General features: G+C 34.9%; 18 protein-coding genes, 1 tRNA gene and 1 pseudogene. 13 read left to right on the top strand and 7 right to left on the bottom strand.

Going from position 1 to position 19,088, the window contains the following annotated elements; genetic code table 11:
• Positions 1 to 3: 3 nt before the first annotated feature.
• The 5 genes from glmU to metK all read left to right on the top strand — a co-directional run bounded on the left by glmU (position 4) and on the right by metK (position 4,161).
• Complete coding sequence (gene glmU, locus R0F62_RS00190; protein WP_394356545.1) at positions 4 to 1,242, top strand: bifunctional UDP-N-acetylglucosamine diphosphorylase/glucosamine-1-phosphate N-acetyltransferase GlmU; 1,239 nt, start codon at positions 4 to 6, stop codon at positions 1,240 to 1,242.
• Positions 1,243 to 2,262: 1,020 nt separating this feature from the next.
• A complete protein-coding gene (gene rplU / locus R0F62_RS00185) occupies positions 2,263 to 2,565 on the top strand; it encodes a 50S ribosomal protein L21 (protein WP_010082251.1) in 303 nt (100 codons plus the stop codon).
• A gap of 10 nt (positions 2,566 to 2,575) precedes the next feature.
• A complete protein-coding gene (gene rpmA, locus R0F62_RS00180; RefSeq protein ID WP_010082252.1) occupies positions 2,576 to 2,845 on the top strand; it encodes a 50S ribosomal protein L27 in 270 nt (89 codons plus the stop codon).
• Positions 2,846 to 2,854: 9 nt separating this feature from the next.
• Positions 2,855 to 2,931 (top strand) — tRNA-Ile (locus tag R0F62_RS00175).
• Positions 2,932 to 2,988: 57 nt separating this feature from the next.
• On the top strand, positions 2,989 to 4,161 hold the full coding sequence (metK, locus tag R0F62_RS00170; RefSeq protein WP_274979174.1) for a methionine adenosyltransferase: 1,173 nt from the start codon (positions 2,989 to 2,991) through the stop codon (positions 4,159 to 4,161).
• A gap of 193 nt (positions 4,162 to 4,354) precedes the next feature.
• Here metK and R0F62_RS00165 read toward each other — a convergent pair.
• A protein-coding gene (locus tag R0F62_RS00165; protein WP_317051413.1) for an IS5 family transposase occupies positions 4,355 to 5,205 on the bottom strand; the annotation gives its coding sequence in 2 pieces (ribosomal slippage) (positions 4,355 to 4,842 and positions 4,842 to 5,205; 852 coding nt in all).
• 67 nt (positions 5,206 to 5,272) lie between these two features.
• Positions 5,273 to 6,104, bottom strand: a pseudogene (locus R0F62_RS00160) (IS5-like element ISWpi1 family transposase).
• A gap of 115 nt (positions 6,105 to 6,219) precedes the next feature.
• Between R0F62_RS00160 and R0F62_RS00155 the strand changes: the two are divergent.
• Genes R0F62_RS00155 through ruvC form a run of 4 tightly spaced genes read left to right on the top strand, consistent with a single transcriptional unit; the run spans position 6,220 to position 8,875 of the window.
• The gene (locus R0F62_RS00155; RefSeq protein WP_223823049.1) at positions 6,220 to 6,807 is read left to right on the top strand and encodes a TenA family protein; all 588 of its coding nucleotides are present in this window, start codon (positions 6,220 to 6,222) and stop codon (positions 6,805 to 6,807) included.
• Between the two features lie 44 nt (positions 6,808 to 6,851).
• Positions 6,852 to 7,511, top strand: a complete 660-nt coding sequence (locus R0F62_RS00150) for a TenA family protein (protein ID WP_010962391.1) — start codon at positions 6,852 to 6,854, stop codon at positions 7,509 to 7,511.
• A gap of 47 nt (positions 7,512 to 7,558) precedes the next feature.
• Entirely contained in the window at positions 7,559 to 8,386 is an 828-nt protein-coding gene (locus R0F62_RS00145; protein WP_274979072.1) for a cytochrome c oxidase subunit 3, read from the top strand.
• On the top strand, positions 8,387 to 8,875 hold the full coding sequence (gene ruvC, locus R0F62_RS00140) for a crossover junction endodeoxyribonuclease RuvC (RefSeq protein WP_038199503.1): 489 nt from the start codon (positions 8,387 to 8,389) through the stop codon (positions 8,873 to 8,875).
• Positions 8,876 to 8,919: 44 nt separating this feature from the next.
• Here the strand turns inward: ruvC and ruvX are convergent, their stop codons facing one another.
• Positions 8,920 to 9,387 (bottom strand): Holliday junction resolvase RuvX, encoded by a 468-nt coding sequence (gene ruvX, locus R0F62_RS00135; protein WP_010082183.1) that lies wholly within the window; start codon positions 9,385 to 9,387, stop codon positions 8,920 to 8,922.
• Between the two features lie 303 nt (positions 9,388 to 9,690).
• Positions 9,691 to 9,876 (bottom strand): hypothetical protein, encoded by a 186-nt coding sequence (locus tag R0F62_RS00130; protein WP_138264918.1) that lies wholly within the window; start codon positions 9,874 to 9,876, stop codon positions 9,691 to 9,693.
• Positions 9,877 to 10,570: 694 nt separating this feature from the next.
• Between R0F62_RS00130 and gatB the strand changes: the two genes are divergently transcribed.
• The 4 genes from gatB to R0F62_RS00110 all read left to right on the top strand — a co-directional run bounded on the left by gatB (position 10,571) and on the right by R0F62_RS00110 (position 16,498).
• Positions 10,571 to 11,995, top strand: coding sequence for an Asp-tRNA(Asn)/Glu-tRNA(Gln) amidotransferase subunit GatB (gene gatB / locus R0F62_RS00125; protein ID WP_010962393.1), 1,425 nt, complete (start codon positions 10,571 to 10,573; stop codon positions 11,993 to 11,995).
• 261 nt (positions 11,996 to 12,256) lie between these two features.
• Entirely contained in the window at positions 12,257 to 13,303 is a 1,047-nt protein-coding gene (locus tag R0F62_RS00120) for a hypothetical protein (protein ID WP_394356544.1), read from the top strand.
• 73 nt (positions 13,304 to 13,376) lie between these two features.
• Positions 13,377 to 14,705, top strand: coding sequence for an IS4-like element ISWen1 family transposase (locus R0F62_RS00115; protein WP_317051328.1), 1,329 nt, complete (start codon positions 13,377 to 13,379; stop codon positions 14,703 to 14,705).
• A 32-nt stretch (positions 14,706 to 14,737) separates the two neighbouring features.
• The gene (locus R0F62_RS00110) at positions 14,738 to 16,498 is read left to right on the top strand and encodes an ankyrin repeat domain-containing protein (protein WP_274979277.1); all 1,761 of its coding nucleotides are present in this window, start codon (positions 14,738 to 14,740) and stop codon (positions 16,496 to 16,498) included.
• Between the two features lie 91 nt (positions 16,499 to 16,589).
• Here the strand turns inward: R0F62_RS00110 and R0F62_RS00105 are convergent, their stop codons facing one another.
• Genes R0F62_RS00105 through R0F62_RS00095 form a run of 3 tightly spaced genes read right to left on the bottom strand, consistent with a single transcriptional unit; the run spans position 16,590 to position 19,038 of the window.
• Complete coding sequence (locus R0F62_RS00105; RefSeq protein ID WP_010962395.1) at positions 16,590 to 17,009, bottom strand: YqaA family protein; 420 nt, start codon at positions 17,007 to 17,009, stop codon at positions 16,590 to 16,592.
• Between the two features lie 6 nt (positions 17,010 to 17,015).
• On the bottom strand, positions 17,016 to 18,389 hold the full coding sequence (gene cysS, locus R0F62_RS00100) for a cysteine--tRNA ligase (protein ID WP_038199507.1): 1,374 nt from the start codon (positions 18,387 to 18,389) through the stop codon (positions 17,016 to 17,018).
• The gene (locus R0F62_RS00095) at positions 18,382 to 19,038 is read right to left on the bottom strand and encodes an exopolysaccharide biosynthesis protein (protein ID WP_010962396.1); all 657 of its coding nucleotides are present in this window, start codon (positions 19,036 to 19,038) and stop codon (positions 18,382 to 18,384) included. Before R0F62_RS00095 ends, cysS begins: the two co-directional genes overlap by 8 nt.
• Positions 19,039 to 19,088 lie beyond the last annotated feature (50 nt).

Here is a 19,088-nt window from a genome sequence, read left to right as displayed (position 1 = left end):
CGGATGAATTCAGATTTGCCTAAGGTCCTACACAAAATAGGCAGTTTTTCCATGCTCCAGCATGTCATTTACAATGCAAAACAGTTAAATCCTGAAAATATTGCTGTTGTAGTTGATCAGCCTTTAATTGAAAGACTAAAGTGTTTTAAGGATATACAGTTAATTACACAAGAATTAACACTTGGCACGGGAGATGCGGTCAAAACTGCGATGAGAAACCTAAGAGAATTGCCAGATTCAAGCATAGTTGTTGTGCAGTATGGGGATACTCCGCTCATAAAAAGCAGCACAATAACTAAAATGATTAGTTATTTAGAAAGCAAGGCTCTAGTTTGCCTAGGTTTTAGGACAAGCAATAAAGAATACGGTAGGTTAATTATTGAGAATGGTTCCTTAAGAGAAATCGTAGAAGCAAAGAGTGATAAAAATAATCATGAAGAATTTCTTGCAAATGCTGGAATAATGGTTGCATGTGCAAAGAATTTACGTGAATTGGTGGAGAAAATAGAGTGCAATAGCTCAACTCATGAATATTACTTGACCGATATAGTTTCCATTGCAGTGAAGAGTAATTTAAATGTCGGTTACGTTATTACCGGTGGAGAAGAAGCAACGGGAATAAATAACAGAAATGACCTTATAAAAGCTGAGTTTTACTTTCAAGAAAATAAAAGAAAAATTTTTACCGACTCCGGAGTAACGCTTGTTGCACCAGAGACTGTTTTCTTTTCTCTTGATACGCAAATTGCCAGAGATTCAGTTATTTACCCATATGTTTTTTTCGGTACTGGAGTGAAAATAGAGTCTGGTGCGAAAATACTGCCATTTTCGCATTTAGAAAACTGCTTAATTAAAAGTAATGCTGAGGTCGGTCCATTTACCAGAATACGCGGAAACACAACAATTGGTAATAAGGCAAAAATAGGAAATTTTGTGGAAGTGAAAACAAGTGAAGTTGGTCACAACACTAGAATAAAACACTTAAGTTATATAGGAAATGCTAAAGTAGGGCAGGAGAGTAATATAGGAGCAGGCACTATTGTTTGTAATTATGATGGGAAAAATAAACATGAAACGAATATAGGGAGCAATTGCTTTGTTGGCGCCAATAGCTCACTAATTGCGCCGCTTAATATTCATGATGAATCTGTAATTGCAGCAGGTAGTGTTATAGTTGAGGATGTACCAGAAAAAAGCCTTGCAATAGCAAGAGAAAAGCAAGTAACTAAGAGAATAAAGTAGTCTAATTTAATTATGTTGTTGTGTCATTTTTAATATTAGACTTCTTGCATAACCATATAACAAACTTTTATTGGGAATAGAAACAAAAAAACTTCCTTGACAAACTCCGCCAGCCCCCTTATCATAACAGTGAAGCTATTGTATTTGCTTTCGCCAATCTGCAGATTAAAAGGTAAGGATTACTTAATGTATCGGCGTCTTATGTTTAATTTTTTGCAGTATATAGATACTGTATGTCTTTACAAAACTTCATCTACATCTAGATTTTTATCTAAATAAGCTGAACGCGCTTATAAAGCGTTACAAGACATCAAAAAATGCCAATACTCGACAGAGATAGTAAAAGACTAGCTAACTCGGGGGGCCTTTGTCTTTTTTTCTGCTTAGTAAATTTCTTAAACATTTGCAGCGTAGGTTAGTTGCAATTAAAAGCAGCTAAATTGCAGTGTTTAAGACTTAAAAAACGCCAATACTGAAAATAGACAATGACTAGGGTTTCTTTTGCCTTTTTTTTCATTTGGTAAATTCCTTAATGTTTATGGCTAAACGACAATCGTCATCCCGCTGCTTGTTAGCGGGATCTATTGCTGAGATACCGCGAATGAATCGCGGTATGACGGTTCGCGGCGGTATGACGTAGGACTGCTGTCATCCCAGTGCGTGACACTGGAATCCCAAAAAAGGATGATGTCATCCTAGTGCTCCTTTTTTTGTCATCCGAGTAGCTGACACTTGGATGACATCGTCATAAAGGAACCAGTGTCAAGCTACTCGGATGACAGGAGAAGGGGCTACTTGTATGACGGTGTCGGTAAACTTAGAGCTATAATAACTATTTGCCTTTTTTCTGCTTAGGTTATGCAAGAAGTCTACTGTCTGAGAAAAGGTAGATAAAAGATGAAAACAGATAGAAGTATTTTAGTAGCTCAAAAAGAACGTTAAGTCATGCTTTTTATTTATATTGACAGCGTATATGACATCGTTTACGATTAAAGTTAATAACAATAATTTATATTTATCATGTTTGCAGTAATTGAGACTGGTGGAAAGCAATATTTAGTAAAAGAAGGTAGTATAATAAAGGTAGAGAAGTTAGAAGCTGAAGAAAAAAAAGAGGTGGAAATCAATAAGGTGATTTGTATTTCAAATAGTGGCTTATCTTATTCATCTAATGCTACTGTTAAAGCTGAAGTGTTGGAGCAGTGCAGGGGGGAAAAAATTATAATCTTTAAGAAGAAAAGAAGAAAAAATTACCGTAGGAAAACTGGTCATAGGCAGTATATAACTGTTCTTCGTATAAATGAAATTAGTCTTCAAAAGTAAGAGGTAAGATATGGCAACTAAAAAATCAGGTGGTAGTTCCTGTAATGGTAGAGATTCAGCGGGTCGTAGATTAGGAATAAAGAAGAATGGGAAGGTTATTCCTGGTAACATAATTGTGCGCCAAAGAGGCACAAAATTCCATCCTGGAAAGAATGTTGGTATAGGTAAAGATCATACGATTTTTGCTAAAATAGAAGGCTGGGTCAGCTTTAGAAGATCAGCAAATAAAAAGACTTTTATTGATATCTTGCCTACAGATAATATGAAAGCTTCAGCTTGAATAAATCAGGGGTCTGTAGCTCAGGTGGTTAGAGCGCACGCCTGATAAGCGTGAGGTCGGAGGTTCAACTCTTCCCAGACCCACCATTTAGTAGTTACTAACTGTGTTTTCTATAGCGGTTTTGATATTGTATAAGCAAAAACATGAGTTTATATAAAAATTTAGTAACCAGTGAATCAGTGGCGGCTGGTCATCCAGATAAAGTAGCAGATCAAATTTCAGATGCAATACTTGATGAGTACCTTTTTACTGATCCTTTTGCGCGAGCTGCAATAGAGACTTTAGTCACCAAAGATAACGTTATTATAGCTGGGGAAGTGTTTGGGCCTAACATCAAAAATAGCAGGATTGAAAGTATTGTACGGAATACAATAAAAGATATTGGTTACAAGCACGATGGGTTCCACTGGAGAAAAGTGAAAGTAAATATATTGCTGCATGAGCAATCAAATGACATTGCAATAGGGTTGGATCAAGGTGCTGGAGATCAGGGCATAATGTATGGCTATGCAACAACAGAGACAGAAAACCTTATGCCGGCACCCATTTTTTATGCACACTCGATTCTGAAAAATATCATGAGCGCAGTTAAAGAAGCAAAACTTGGTCCAGATGCAAAGTCACAAATCACTTTGGCATATGAGAATAACCTCCCGGTACGTGCTGAAAGTATTATTGTCTCAATACAGCACCCTGAGGATTTGGATCAATCAAAAGTAAAAGAAATAATTTACCCTTACGTAGTTTCATCTTTACCTGAAGGATGGATGTGTCCTGAGGAAAATCTCTTAGTCAATCCAACTGGTAGATTTGTTATTGGTGGACCGGTTAGTGATTGTGGATTAACCGGACGAAAAATTATGGTTGATACTTATGGAGGTTATATTCCACACGGTGGAGGAGCGTTTTCCGGAAAAGATGCAACCAAAGTTGATAGATCTGCGGCTTATATGGCAAGATATCTTGCTAAAAATATTGTCTTTGCAGGTTTGGCTGAACGTTGTCTTGTGCAGCTTTCTTATGCAATTGGTGTATCAAAACCTACTTCATTCTATATTGATACATTTGGTGCGAATAAGGTAGAGGAAAGAGTAATTAAAAAGTTTATCGAGAATAATATAGATTTATCAACAAAAGGCATAATCAAGCATTTATCGCTTAATCATCCTATATATAAACGTACAGCCTGTTATGGACATTTTGGTAAAGAGTCAGAAAGTGACGGTGGATTTTCTTGGGAAAGCATAAACTTGTCTGCTGATCTTCGTAGAGAATTCAATATAGAAGGTAATAGTAAAATTTCTTTAGATTGCTAAAATTTTTGATTTACAGCCCCATATTTATATACTAGCTTATTGTTAAAGCATAGCACGCTTTTTCATAATAATTATACTATATTAGTAATAATTTTTATATTCAATTTTTATTGTGAGGCTTATAAAGTGTATAACGAAATAGAAGGAGAACTGTACAACGTAATTGTAAGAGGTTGTCCGGAAACTAGTAAATTCAAGCATATTCCCTCTTTAACATAACCCTACTCATAGCTAGGTATATGAAATTCTCAGTGGATGTTGTGAGTAAATCATACTCCTTCGATAGCCTTCTATTCCTATTAACCCAAGCAAAAGTCCTTTCTACAACCCATCTTCTTGGCTGTACTTTAAACCCTTGTTCTCTTGTTGGTAGTAGCTCAGGTGGCGTATCTTTGTGCACCCAAAATCTACATGGAGGCCTTTTAACAATTTCAATATCTATGTCATATTCTTCCTTTATGTGATTCTTTAAATTTCTTCCTTGGTATCCCATGTCAGCCCACATTTTTTTAACTTTAGTATATTTTGTTCTCATATTGTTTAATGCTATTTTCATACCATCTCTATCATTTTCGTTAGCAGCGCCTACGTAACAACCTAGTATAAAACCCTGAGTGTCTGTAATTATATGCCTTTTTCTACCCTTTACTTTTTTACTTCCATCATAGCCTTTGATCCCCCCTTTTCTGTAGTCTTTACAGATTGACTATCTACTATACAGGCACTCGGCTGCTCATTCCTTCCTATTTTTCTTCTACTATATTTTGTAATTTCATAATTCATTTTCTCAAAAATTCCCTGCTTCTTCCATTGCCTGAACTGCTCATACACAGTCTTCCATAGCGGAAAATCATTTGGTAAATACCGCCATTGACACCCTGTACGCAATACATAGAAAATTGCTTCTAATATTTCTCTTTTGCTATACTTTGGCGGCCTTCCTCCTTTCTTGTATGATACTCTGAAGTGTTTTTCTATTCTTGCCCATTCCCTTTCGCTTAGATCTGTTGGATACTTTTTCTCATCTTTACCCCGTACTAAAATTTCAGATATTATAGCCTTTTACTTGTTTCCGGACAACCTCTAAGAGGTTGTCCGGAAACTAGTAAATTCAAGCATATTCCCTCTTTAACATAACCCTACTCATAGCTAGGTATATGAAATTCTCAGTGGATGTTGTGAGTAAATCATACTCCTTCGATAGCCTTCTATTCCTATTAACCCAAGCAAAAGTCCTTTCTACAACCCATCTTCTTGGCTGTACTTTAAACCCTTGTTCTCTTGTTGGTAGTAGCTCAGGTGGCGTATCTTTGTGCACCCAAAATCTACATGGAGGCCTTTTAACAATTTCAATATCTATGTCATATTCTTCCTTTATGTGATTCTTTAAATTTCTTCCTTGGTATCCCATGTCAGCCCACATTTTTTTAACTTTAGTATATTTTGTTCTCATATTGTTTAATGCTATTTTCATACCATCTCTATCATTTTCGTTAGCAGCGCCTACGTAACAACCTAGTATAAAACCCTGAGTGTCTGTAATTATATGCCTTTTTCTACCCTTTACTTTTTTACTTCCATCATAGCCTTTGATCCCCCTTTTCTGTAGTCTTTACAGATTGACTATCTACTATACAGGCACTCGGCTGCTCATTCCTTCCTATTTTTCTTCTACTATATTTTGTAATTTCATAATTCATTTTCTCAAAAATTCCCTGCTTCTTCCATTGCCTGAACTGCTCATACACAGTCTTCCATAGCGGAAAATCATTTGGTAAATACCACCATTGACACCCTGTACGCAATACATAGAAAATTGCTTCTAATATTTCTCTTTTGCTATACTTTGGCGGCCTTCCTCCTTTCTTGTATGATACTCTGAAGTGTTTTTCTATTCTTGCCCATTCCCTTTCGCTTAGATCTGTTGGATACTTTTTTCTCATCTTTACCCCGTACTAAAATTTCAGATATTATAGCCTTTTACTTGTTTCCGGACAACCTCTAAAAGAGTTTTCTGATCTTATTGATAAAATAAAAGAACACCCTTTTAATGTTGAATTGATAAATAATACATTAGATTATGAAAAATTCAAATTCTACCTTCAGCAGGATTTTCTGTATTGTATAGATTGCGCTCGTGCTTTTTTAATTGTTGCAGCTAGAGTTGATGATATTGAAATGATGAGTAGTTTAATCAATTTGGCACAAGGAGCATTTTATGTTCGAGAACAGTATAAAAAATATTTTGAAGATTGTGATCTATCTGATGATCACAAAAAGTCAAGAGCTTGTTCTGCCTTTACTGACTTTTTCATGAGTGCCGCATATCACAATTCTGTTAATGAAGCTTTAGTAGCATCTTATTCTTGCTTTAACATATACCAAATCGTTATACGCCATATGGTGAATGAGATAACAACTAAAGGGGTTAAAAATAACAAATACAAAGAGTGGATCAACATTTATAGTAGCGAAACAGTAAATGCTGTAATTGATGAGGTTACTGATATTACAAATAAGCTATATAAAAAAGCTAGTGACTGTGAAAAAAAGAGGATGTATGAGTTTTTTAAGAAAGGGCTGGAATTAGAAATAATGTTTTGGGATGAGGCATATTACTCTAATATATCTAGCAAAGAATATTAGCAGCGGATTATTTACGTTAACTTGATCTTTTATCGGTAACTACAGTGTTCAGTGGCATAATTAGGAGCTGTTACGGGTCAAATCTTTTAAAGGATATAATTGAGCATCCTTTTAATGTTGAGTTAGCGAATAACACCCTAAATATAGAGAACTTCAAATTCTATGCTCAACAAAAGACGTTGTTCTTAGGTGATTATATTCGTACCACCTTAATTACTGCATCCAAAATGGAAGATTATAGTAGTATTATCTCGCTTGCTGAAGTAGCCCAAAGAGTAGTGACTGTTAATAGAATGCTATATGACTACTACTTTACTATGTACGGTATAAGTCGCGAAAAGAAATCTCTTGAGTGTTTTAATTTCACTAATTTTCTTTTATCCATCTCGCATAGTAATACCTATGAGGCTATGACGGTTTTGTATTCTTGCATGTTTATATACGAGACTGTCGTTGATAGCATGAAAAATAGATTCAAGAAAAATAATAGATATAGGGATTGGTTTAATTTTTGTTACAGTGATTCAGTAAAGTCTGGATGCATTATTTTGGAAAATATTGTTGATGGATATTGCAGCAGAGCAAGAGAAAACGAAAAGAGCAGAATGCTTGAGTTGTTTAGAATAACTGCACAATTTGTGTTAGATTTTTTGAACGGTGCATATAATTTTTCAAGATTCAATCAATTTCCTAAGGAACATTGACAATTTTAAGCTAATTTGTATCCTTAATAAGTATTTTTTAAAATGCTATGAAAAGTAAAGAACATGATTTTCATTTAGTGGATCCAAGCCCTTGGCCAATTGCTGTATCAGCAGCAATTCTTATTCTTGCACTTGGATTAGTTGGCGCGCTTCATAAACAAATTGTCGGAATGTTTTGTTTAGTTTTGGGAATCTCCGCAGTATCAGGGGTGCTGTTTTATTGGTGGAGAGATGTAATAAGGGAGGCCATTTATGACAAATGTCACACTGCCATTGTAAAACATGGACTCAAATTTGCAATGTACTTGTTTATTCTCTCGGAGGTCGTATTTTTTATAGTGTTCTTTTGTTCATTCTTTAAAGCCTGGCTTGATCCAGTTTTTTTATTTGAGGCGTTTTCTCCTGCAAAAAAAGTTGAATGGCCCCCTGAGGGAATTTTGCCACCTGATCCGTGGTCACTACCATTCATGAATACATTAATATTATTGCTTTCTGGTACAACAATTACTTGGGCAAATCACTCTTTACTTAAAAATGATAAAAAGAGCATGATTAAAATGCTGTCCATAACTATATTGCTTGGAATTTTTTTTATAATAGTGCAAGCAATAGAGTATCATGAAGCGAGTTTTTCTCTACAAGAAACAGGAGAAAAGCTTATTTATACATCCAATTTTTATATGATTACCGGTTTTCACTGCGCACACGTTATAATAGGAATAATATTTTTATCAGTGTGTTTATTTAGAGCACGGAAAGGCCAATTTACACTTCAGGACCATTTGTGCTTTGAGTTTGCCTCCTGGTATTGGCACTTTGTAGATGTAGTCTGGATATTTTTATTTTTGTTTGTCTATTGGTTAAGCGTTTATTAAGTGGTTAAAATAATAGGTCTAGATCCAGGAATAAGCAAGACTGGGTGGGCCATTATCAGCCTGAACGAAAAAAATAATATTGAATTTTTGGGCGGCGGTACCATATCAACTGATGGTAAATTGGGTACAGGTGAACGCCTACATATAATTTTTGAACAATTAAAGAAAGTAATTTCCCTATACTCTCCGAATGAAGCTGCGGTGGAGAAAATTTTTGTTAATAAAAATCCTAAATCTTCACTAACTTTAGGATATGCAAGAGGGGTTGTAATTTTAGCGTTAAAAATAACAAAGCTAACTATGAATGAATATGATGCAAACTATGTAAAAAAAAGCATTACCGGAAATGGCCATGCTGATAAGGATCAGATTATATTTATGGTGAAGCAAATAGTTAAAAATTTGAGTATAAAATGCCACCATGCTGCTGACGCTCTTGCTGTAGCAATTTGCCATGCTTATACGAAAGGTTCTTGTTTTGTTGAGTAACTTTTATATGGGATTCAGTTTGAAGATTTCCAGATCTGGAAAAACTATTTGATTGTATTTATCTTGTCTAACGTTCGTTGCAAAATAATACATGCGGAGATTTTATCATCTATTTTTTTCGATTTTGTGATTGATATTCCAGTAATTTTTAGTGTATGAGTTGCGATAGATGTTGAGAAGCTTTCGTCTTGTAAGTATATATTTACTTTATATTTTTTTATTATTTTATTTGCGAATTGGATTATAGTTTTACACCATTTAGTTTCTTGCTCGTCCATTTTTAATGGTAGTCCTATTACCATTGATCCAGATTCATTTTCTTTGAATATTCTATGCAGATAACCTAAATCTTTGCTCATATTTTTTCTGTGATATATGCTATGAGCTGTGGCTATGAGCTGTGTTTTATCGCTAAATGCTATGCCTATTTGCTTTTCTCCCATGTCAAGGCACATTATGCGCTTATCTTTTGGAATAGACTTTAGAAACTCATCTGGATTTCTATGTAGCATCTATTAGACTTCCTTTAAAGTGACCTTACCAAAAAAGTGGAGAGAAAGTTAAGAAAATTTTTTACAAAAAGAATAATGAATCAAATTGCTCAGGAATGCAATAGACTTCTTGCATAACCCAAACTAAGTAGAAAAAAGGTATCATCTAAGTAGCTGACACTGGTTTCCATCCAAAAGGGCAGTGCCCCTATGATGTCATTCCAGTGCTTGACACTGGAATCCAGACTTTAATTGTTATACTTGTAAATAAGTCTGGTGAGAATAGACGTTCATCTCAAAATGCAGTATTTTTGTTGAAATAGCTCAACTGGATTCCAGCGTCACGCGCTGGAATGACACCTTTGTGTTTGCATAGCTGTACGAACATTGTGATTTGAGAGCAATCTCCACAAGGGAGGATGTCATTCCAGTGCCCAGACACTGGAATCCAGGAAAAAGAATGGTGTCATCCAAGTAGCTGACACTGGGATCCAGAAGACTTAATTTCAACCAAATAATAAAGGCTGGATCCCAGTGCTTGGCACTGGAATGACAGAAATCCTACGTCATACCGCAATTCATTCGCGGTATCTCGGCCGCTAACAAGTAGCGGGATGACGGTTATCGTTTAGCTACAAACATTAAGAAATTTACCAAACGAAAAAAAAGGCAAAAGAAGCCCCGTGGTTGGCTAATTACTTACATTATACTTTCAAGTATGGCGTTTTTTTATTCTAAACACTTAATAACCGCGATTCAGTTGCTTTTAAACCGCAACTAATCTAAATTATAAACGTTAAGAAATTTACTAAACAGAAAAAAAGGCAAAAGAAACCCTAGGGTAGCTAGTTATTCACTATCCATTTTTTAAGTTGGCGTTTTTTTATGTTTTAAACGCTTTATAAGCGCGTTTCAGCTTATGTAGGTAGAAGTTTGATAAAGACATAAGGTGCACATAGTGCAAAAAATTAAACATGAGACGCCAGATACGTGAGTTTTTTTGTCATTTAATCTGTATAGAGAAGATAAATAAATAGCTTCAATTTTATGATAAGAGGGCTGGCGAAGCTTGTCAAGTAATCTTTTGCATTTAACCCGTTTCTATGGGTAAAACAATCTGCATACCACTTAGCTAACATGAGTTTTGTTTTGACTTTTTGTGCTAATTTTGCAGAATATTAAGATTATCATTTAAATAAAATACATGACGAAAGAGGATTGGGAAGCGGTAATTGGGCTTGAGGTGCATGCTCAAGTTTCTTCTAATACGAAGCTATTTTCTAGCTCATCAACGGAATTTGGTGCTGAGCATAACACTCAAGTTTCTCTAGTTGATGCGGCAATGCCAGGTACGCTGCCAATACTAAATTATTACTGCATAGAGCAAGCAATACGCACTGGTCTTGCACTTTCTGCAGAAATTAATAAGTATTCTTACTTTGATCGGAAAAATTATTTTTATCCTGATTTACCGCAAGGTTACCAGATAACCCAGTTTTTTGAGCCAATAGTTAAAAATGGTAGAGTATTTATCAACGACAATGAAAAGGAAATAAGAATTGCGAGAATTCATTTAGAGCAAGATGCAGGAAAGAGCGTTCATGAGGAAAGCAAAACTTATGTAGATTTAAATCGTGCAGGGGTTGCTTTAATGGAAATTGTTTCAGAACCAGATCTCCGTTCATCTGCGGAAGCTGCAGAATGCATGAAAAAATTGAGGCAGATTTTGCGTTACATTGGTTCGTGTGATGGTGATATGGAAAAGGGATCACTTCGTTGTGATGCAAATGTTTCTGTCCGCCTAAAAGGCAGTAGTACATTTGGCACTCGTTGTGAAATAAAAAATCTGAACTCGATACGTTATATTGTGCAAGCTATAGACTATGAAATACAAAGACAAATTGAAATTTTAGAAAGTGGAGAAGAAATAAGTCAAGATACCTTATTGTTTGACGTTGCTTCGGGAAAAACAAAAGTGATGAGAAGCAAAGAGGATGCAAGCGATTATAGATACTTCCCTGAGCCTGATTTATTACCTGTTGAGGTAAGCCAGGATAAAATTGATTTAATTCAATCATCTTTGCCCGAGTTGCCAGATCAAAAAAAGCTGCGATACATTGAGGAATTGGGTATCAATGAATACGATGCAAACGTCATTACCTCCGATAAAGCAATTGCTGATTATTTTGAGGAATTGATAAAAAAACATGATTCAAAGCTCGCCGTTACCTGGTTAACCGTAGAGCTTTTTGGTCGTTTGAATAAAGCAGGTATTGATATTGTGAGCTCCCCAATCAAAGCAAATGCTTTGTCCGAACTCTTAGATTTTATCGTTGATGGAACAATCTCTGCTAAACTTGGCAAGCAGGTATTCGATAGTATGTTTGAAACTGGCAAACCTGCATCTTTAATTATAGAAGAGCAAGGCCTAAAACAAATAACCGATAGAGGTCAAATATCAGAAGTTATCGACAAAATCATCAATAACAACCAAGATAAAGTTCAAGAATACAAAAGCGGTAAAACAAAGTTATACGGATTCTTTGTCGGCGAAGTTATGAAACTTACCAAGGGAAAAGCCAGCCCTGATGTCGTGAATTCAATTTTGAGTGAAAGATTAAGTAATTAGTCACATTTTTTTATTTACATAACAGCACATCTCGTAGATATTCTCAGATTTACGCTACGATATCTGTATATCATGACATATAACTTTTTTACCATTTGTTGGTACTATTTTTAAAATTATGTGAGGTTGAGGATGCTTGAAGATCATCCTGTTTAGGGGGCAAAATGTTCTCGCCATGGTATTGACTATCAAGAGTTGTGGCTCATATTATTTCTCATGCGTGTGATGGATAAAAAATGTCCTTTCCGCTTAGCTACAGAATTGAAGTCAGCTGCAGGCTTTGATGATGTTGTTCTCCAATGTAAGCAAAATAAAACAACAATACATAGGTTTGTGCAAGTCAAACACAAACAAGATGGAACTGAAAAAATCAGTGTAGGTAGCTTATTAACAAAGAGTGGTGAGTTTAATTTGTTGAAATACTTTATTGCTTATTTAAAGATCAAAAGTAATGGAAAGTTTAAGGGTGAGATGAAGTATTTTGCTATTGTTACGAATATTGATTTTGATTTCACAGATTCAGCACAACATGAAGTGAGAAAGCTGAGAATGATGTCGAGTGGAAAGAATAAAGAAAAGGAAATTTCAGTTATAAGAATAGACACACAAGATGAGTTTCTGGATGTAGGTGATGGTGTAAGATATAAATTTGATAATAGTATTATCTCATACTTGCAGGAAAATAAGGATTTTATAAAGGGTAAGGTAGGTAGAGAAGTCAGTGATAAAGAAGTCGAAGACTTTTTAAATGAACTAGTGTTTGCGGTTAATTTGCCCAATGAAAGTCAGCTAAAAGAATTGTTTAAAGGTGAGATGAGTGGTAGATTGGCCAAAAAGTTTGGCTATGTTGGTGACAATGAAATCTTTTGCAATGACCTTCTGGAGAAAATATCAGACTGGGTGAAAGATATAAAAGGACGTTTTCTTTCGCCAGAAGAAGGAAAAGAATTTTTCCAAAAAGTGGAGCTATGGGCCAGCACTCTATGTGGGATAGAACGAGGGGTAAAGAAAGGGAATAAAGGAATTGATAAAATAGCAAAACAACAGCATAAGGATAGTAAAACACTGAATGAAATACATGCAGCTGTAACAGCGCAAAATAACAAGCAAAGACCCCATAAGAAACCTTATGGTCCTCGTGACAAAAAATCGAAAGCAAGAGAAGAAGGAGATATAGAAGAATCAGATGAATTTGATGAAATAGAAGCTTTAGAATTTGTTAAAAGGGCTTTGAATATAGAAAACAATTTACAGAATAAGGAAATAAAAAAGCTAGCACAGGAACTACAATCATACGCGTCAAGTTAAGGAAATAAAGGTATGAAAGAGATAGAATAATAAGGTATAAGTTCTCCCAGAAATACTTTTAGTGAGAGAACCAATGAATAAAATAACTAGCTTATCAAGAAAGCTCAAAGAATTTTTTAATGAAAAAGCAGACAAAATCTCAATTACAACAAGGTTTATAAAAAGAAAGAGAAAGCTAAAAGGTTCATCGTTCGTAAAAGCCATGGTCTTGGGTAATATAGGGGTTGATAATTGTAGCGTAGAAACAATGTGTCAATTACTAAACGAGGACTCGATAGATATAACAAAACAAGGTTTGGATTTTAGATTTACTGAAGAAGCAGTGGAATTTATGAAAAGGATGTATAATGAATCTGTGCTTCTCTTCAAAAATATCTTGCAAGTTGATTGCAAAATCTTACAGCAATTTAATAGTGTTAAATTATTGGACAGTAGCTATATTACTCTACCTAACAGTATGGAAGAGATGTATAAAGGTTATGGTACTAGCTACAGTGGCTATGAAAGCAATACTAAGTCTGGAATAAAGTTACAATTAGTTTTCGACTACATGAATCAGATAATAGACCAACTTAATTTAACGGAGGGAGTAAGATCAGACCAGGGATATAGGAAACATTTAAGTAATATATTAAGCAATGATTTGCTAATATCTGATCTCGGTTATTTTGTGCCAAGTTCTTTTAAACAAATCAATGAAATAGGAGCTTATTTCATAAGTCGTTATAAATCCGATACCAACATATATGATGTAGAAACAAATCAAAAAATGGAGTTATTAGAATGTTTAGAGGATAAGTTATTTTTAGAAAACGAGGTATTGTTAGGAAAAGAAGCAAAAATTAGAGTAAGAATTATATGTCAGAAACTAACTGAAGAACAGTCTATGGCCAGAAGAAGGAAAGCTAATAGATTAGCAAGATCGCAGGGATATACATCCTCTAAAAGAAATCAAAAATTGTTGAACTGGTCAATATTTATAACTAATGTTCCAGAAAATAAAATTAGTGCTGAGCAAGTATTAACGATTTACAGAGTAAGGTGGCAAATTGAGTTATTATTTAAATTGTATAAAAGCCATATCAGACTTGATAAGCTAAAAGGAAAGCCATGCAGAGTATTATGTGAACTATATGCTAAATTGTGCGCAATTCTTATATTTCACGGCATAGTTGGTTGCACAGAAGTGAAAAAGAATACAGAACTTAGCTTAACAAAGGCATTTATTGAGCTAAAAAGGCGGGTTATAGAGTTATTTTTAGCACTAAAGAATAAAGTCAATAGTTTGAAAGTTTTTCTTAAAAAGCTTACCATAACTTGGTCTCGATTTTCATTAAAAGACAAGTACAGAAAAACTAGAGTATCTACCTTAACTTCCCTGAATTTACTTACAATCTCTTAACTTGACGCGTATGGGAACTACAATATTCCCAATTGGCTTTAAAACTAGCGGTTACATATATTAGTGAAGAAAATATTGTATTTAGTCATAGGGGTAGAAAAAGGATTAGAGTTGGTGGCTATCTGAAAAAGTGTGAAAAGATAGCAGAGAAGCTACTTGACTTTAAGTCCGAATATAAAAGTGATCGTTATGCTAAGGCAACTTTCATAACTTGGAAAATTACAATTGATGCTATAGTGCAAAAAAAATTTGGGCCGGAAGCATTGAGCATTCTCGAGATAATGGCCTATTTTTCTCCTAATGAGATTTATATAGAAGAAATCTTTTCACAGCAAGTAGCTAATGATAAAGAAGCGTTGTGGAATGCTGTTGAGTTACTTAATCGATATTCAATGATTAAATTAAGGAAAGGAGTAGTAAATATTTACAGACTAGTGCAAAAGGTGACTAGATTAAAATTACAAGAGAAAGGCCGAGAAGAAGAGGTCTTAAGGAAAGCTCTAGAATTGATAAACAGTTATGATGTATTAATAGATAATTCTATTGTTGCATCTGTTTGGGGATATGTGAGTAAGTATGGTGAGTTAATTGACGAATTTTACTTTAATCCTATTTATGGTAAATGGAAATATACACCGTTGCATTCACTTGCCGAAAGTGGCAGTTATGAGGCAGTTAGGTGCGTATTAACACATATGGAAGAAAAACACCCAGATAAATTTAATTGTGTTGTTAATGCTAGGGATGGATCTGACAGCACTCCATTGTGTTCAGCTGTTGAGAGTGGAGGATTGGACATAGTGCAATATTTTATCAATAAGGGTGCAGATGTCAATGCTAAGAGCAGATATGGTATCACTCCGTTACATCAGGCTGTTTATGATGGAAGGGTTGATATAGTAGAATACCTTATAGGCAAAGGGGCGGACATTAACGCTAAAGATGAAAGTGGCTTCACTGCGTTACACTGGGCTACTATGATGTATAGGGTTGACGTGGCTAAGGTACTATTAAAACATAATGCAGATGTTAATGCTAAGGATAAAGATGGCGATACTTCGCTACATCTTGCTACTAAGATGGGTAGGGTTGCCGTAGCTAAGGTACTATTAGAACATAATGTAGATGTTAATGTTAAGAACGAACAAAATAGAATTTCGCTGCACTATGTTGCTAGAAGTGGAAGTATAGAAACGATAGAATGCCTCATTGAAAAAGGTGCCGATGTTAACGCTAAAGATGAAAATGGCAACACTCCGCTACACTTTGCTGCTATTATGGGAAATTTTGACACGGCTAGAGTGCTACTAAAACACAATGCAGATGTTGATACTAAGAATAATAGGGGAATGACAGCATTGCATTATGCCACTGATTTTGATCACCAAGAACTTGTGGAGTTACTTTCAGCTCGTGATACAAATTCTATTGACGATGGGATGTGTATGGTTGCTTTAGCTAAGACACTATTGAAACACACCACAAATGTTAGTGTTAAGAACGAATGCAATAAAACTCCACTGCACCATGCTGCTAAAATTGGAAGTGAAAAATTAACAAAATACTTCATTAAAGAAGGGGATGATGTTAACGCTAAAGATGAAAATGGCAACACTCCGCTACACTTTGCTGCTATTATGGGAAATTTTGACACGGCTAGAGTGCTACTAAAACGCAAAGCAGATGTTAATGCTAAGAATAATAGGGGAATGACAGCATTACATTATGCCACTGATTTTGATCATAGGGATCTTGTGGAATGGCTTTTAGCTCATGGTGCATCCATCCTGTGACTACTGAAATTTTGCATTTAATTTATAGCTCCGCTTCTATCAGGGCATAGGATGACAGAAGTGGGCTTTAATGGCTGTAGTACTATAGCTGTTATACTCCAAAAGTAAGTATTAGATATAACAAATAGAAGAAATTAGATAGAATGATTAAAGGGGCAAGGGTATAAAGGTTTAACTTAAAATAACCTGATAAAATTTGAATCACACTTCCAAGTGCTGGCACCCATGAAAGTAATGTAACTGCACAAATCAGTAGATTTTTTACGATTTTTGGTGTTTTATGCTCGTTCTCTAGTTTGCGGTATGATTTTCGTATAGAGATTGTTATTCTACCTAAATACCAGTTAACTATTCCACCAAGGCTTGATCCTAGTACTCCAAAAAATAACATCAGTAGTGGAGTGTGATACGACCTGAAATAAAGCATGGTATTGAACACAAAACCTTGATGTATGGGTAAGACTAATGATGATACTAGACTATCTGTGAATAACAGAAAGTAATTTTCCATATGAGTTTACCAGGTTGTTGTACCATCTTCATTGTCAGAAATTGTAATCCCCATTTGTTTCAACTGATCCCTTATTTTGTCTGCAGTATCGTAATTTTTATTTTTTTTTGCAATTTTTCTTAAGTCTATCAACCTTTCTATTTCTTGATGATTTACATCCACAGCAAACCACTTTTCATAACTTGACTCAAGAAGACCAATAAATCTGGCACTCTTAACAAAACTCTCAGTTAATTTTAGCTTTTCACTTTCATTACTCATTTTGTTAATTTTTGCAGCCATTTCATGTAATATAGCTAGAGCTTCAGGAATGTTTAAGTCGTTTTTTAAAGCGTCTATAAAATCTTTAGAAATCTCTGCGTTACTTTCATCAATATTTATTGTATCTAAACCACGTGATAGCCGATTAAATTTATTTAAGGTTTCCTGTGCGTCAGAAATAACGTTTTCTGTCCAATCAAGTGGTTTTCTGTAGTGAGTTTTGAGCAGTGCATAGCGTATTACTTCACCCTTTATTCCACTATCTAGCAAATCTCTTACTTTGACTATATTAAATAAGGACTTGCTCATTTTCTCTTCATTTACTGTAAGAAAACCGTTATGTATCCAGTATTTTGCAAACATTGATCCAGCAAATGCAGACTTACTCTGTGCAATTTCATTTTCATGGTGAGGAAATTGTAAATCTATGCCGCCACCATGAATATCAAAATCTTTGCCAAGGTAAGCATATGACATTGCTGAGCATTCTATATGCCATCCAGGTCTGCCCTCTCCCCATGGGCTATTCCAATAACTTGAAAGTTTGTAGTCAATATCATTTGCAGGCTTCCACAGCACAAAATCTCCCGGGTGCTTTTTATTTTCATTAACTTCAACTCTGCTACCTGGAACCAATTCATCAGTTTTTTTTCCTGATAAAGCACCATATTCATGGTAAGATTCTATATTAAAATACACATGTTTGTCAGATTCATAAGCGTGGCCTGATTGCAGCAAATGTTCAATTAATTTTATAATATAATCTACGTTTTTCGTTGCTTTTGGCTCGTGTGTTGGCTCTGCACAATTTATGCTTCTCATATCTTCATGAAAAGCCTTGGTGTAATATGTGCTGATACTTTCTATGTTGCTATTTTTTTCACTTGCTGCATTAATTATCTTATCATCAATGTCGGTTATGTTACGCACATAGGTAACTTTGCCATAACAAAACTTAAGTAGCTGAAATAACACATCATACACAACAACAGACCGTGCATTGCCTATATGTGCTGTGTCATATACTGTTGGTCCGCAAACATACATTTTCACATGATCTTTATCGATAGGTGTAAAAAGCTCCTTTTTTTTTGTTAAGGTGTTGTAAAGCCTAACCATATACGAAGCTTTTGAGAAAAGAAAATGCCCCAATGATAAGTTGTGGCCCTTTGACTACTACAACAAGAGTAAGCAATAGCCCACACAATGATATTAAAACTCCCAATATGGATAGAAACCCATCTTTACTCATAATGCCAAGCGAAATAAGAGTCGTACCAATTGCAGGAATGAAGTTAGTAAGAGGCAATGGAAGAGCTATCGATAATGCAGAAAGCAACATTACAAAAGCTAAAATCTTTTCACCGGGCCCATAGAAAATAAAAGACATTCTTGGTTTCATGAACTTTTCTATTTTTTTTAATGCTGGAGAAGTTTTCTCTACCACAAAAGCTAGTGTTGAACGCTGAAAAGACCTTCTTTCCAACCAATGCGGCATCCAAGGAGAATCAAATCCAAATAGAAGCTGCAGTGAGAATAAGATTAAAGGTATAGAAAGAATAGTTGTATAACCAGGTGGAACCGGTATAGGCACCGATAGCGGCAAGGAGAAGATGATTATTAAAATACCAAAACCACGCTCATGCAAAGCTGTTTTAATGTCAAACAAAGTTACTTTATCGCTATCATTGTTATTGGTATCTGCAACTTCTTTTAGAATATCAGAAGCTAATTTATCACTTTTAGTCAACTTATCATTTTTTGACACGAAAAACCTTTGATAAAAATAATTCTTAACACAATTATTGTTTTATTTCA

It is taken from the genome of Wolbachia endosymbiont of Drosophila aff. chauvacae BK-2020 (assembly GCF_032848195.1).
GTDB classification, from domain to species: domain Bacteria; phylum Pseudomonadota; class Alphaproteobacteria; order Rickettsiales; family Anaplasmataceae; genus Wolbachia; species Wolbachia pipientis.
This window is presented reverse-complemented; position numbering and strand designations above follow the sequence as displayed.

Bases quoted from the DNA above. Each gene is read 5' to 3' on its own strand.
- glmU (WP_394356545.1), top strand. From the start codon at position 4: ATGAATTCAGATTTGCCTAAGGTCCTACACAAAATAGGCAGTTTTTCC.
- rplU (WP_010082251.1), top strand. From the start codon at position 2,263: ATGTTTGCAGTAATTGAGACTGGTGGAAAGCAATATTTAGTAAAAGAA.
- rpmA (WP_010082252.1), top strand. From the start codon at position 2,576: ATGGCAACTAAAAAATCAGGTGGTAGTTCCTGTAATGGTAGAGATTCA.
- metK (WP_274979174.1), top strand. From the start codon at position 2,989: ATGAGTTTATATAAAAATTTAGTAACCAGTGAATCAGTGGCGGCTGGT.
- R0F62_RS00145 (WP_274979072.1), top strand. From the start codon at position 7,559: ATGAAAAGTAAAGAACATGATTTTCATTTAGTGGATCCAAGCCCTTGG.
- ruvX (WP_010082183.1), bottom strand. From the start codon at position 9,387: ATGCTACATAGAAATCCAGATGAGTTTCTAAAGTCTATTCCAAAAGAT.
- gatB (WP_010962393.1), top strand. From the start codon at position 10,571: ATGACGAAAGAGGATTGGGAAGCGGTAATTGGGCTTGAGGTGCATGCT.
- R0F62_RS00115 (WP_317051328.1), top strand. From the start codon at position 13,377: ATGAATAAAATAACTAGCTTATCAAGAAAGCTCAAAGAATTTTTTAAT.
- R0F62_RS00105 (WP_010962395.1), bottom strand. From the start codon at position 17,009: ATGGAAAATTACTTTCTGTTATTCACAGATAGTCTAGTATCATCATTA.
- cysS (WP_038199507.1), bottom strand. From the start codon at position 18,389: ATGGTTAGGCTTTACAACACCTTAACAAAAAAAAAGGAGCTTTTTACA.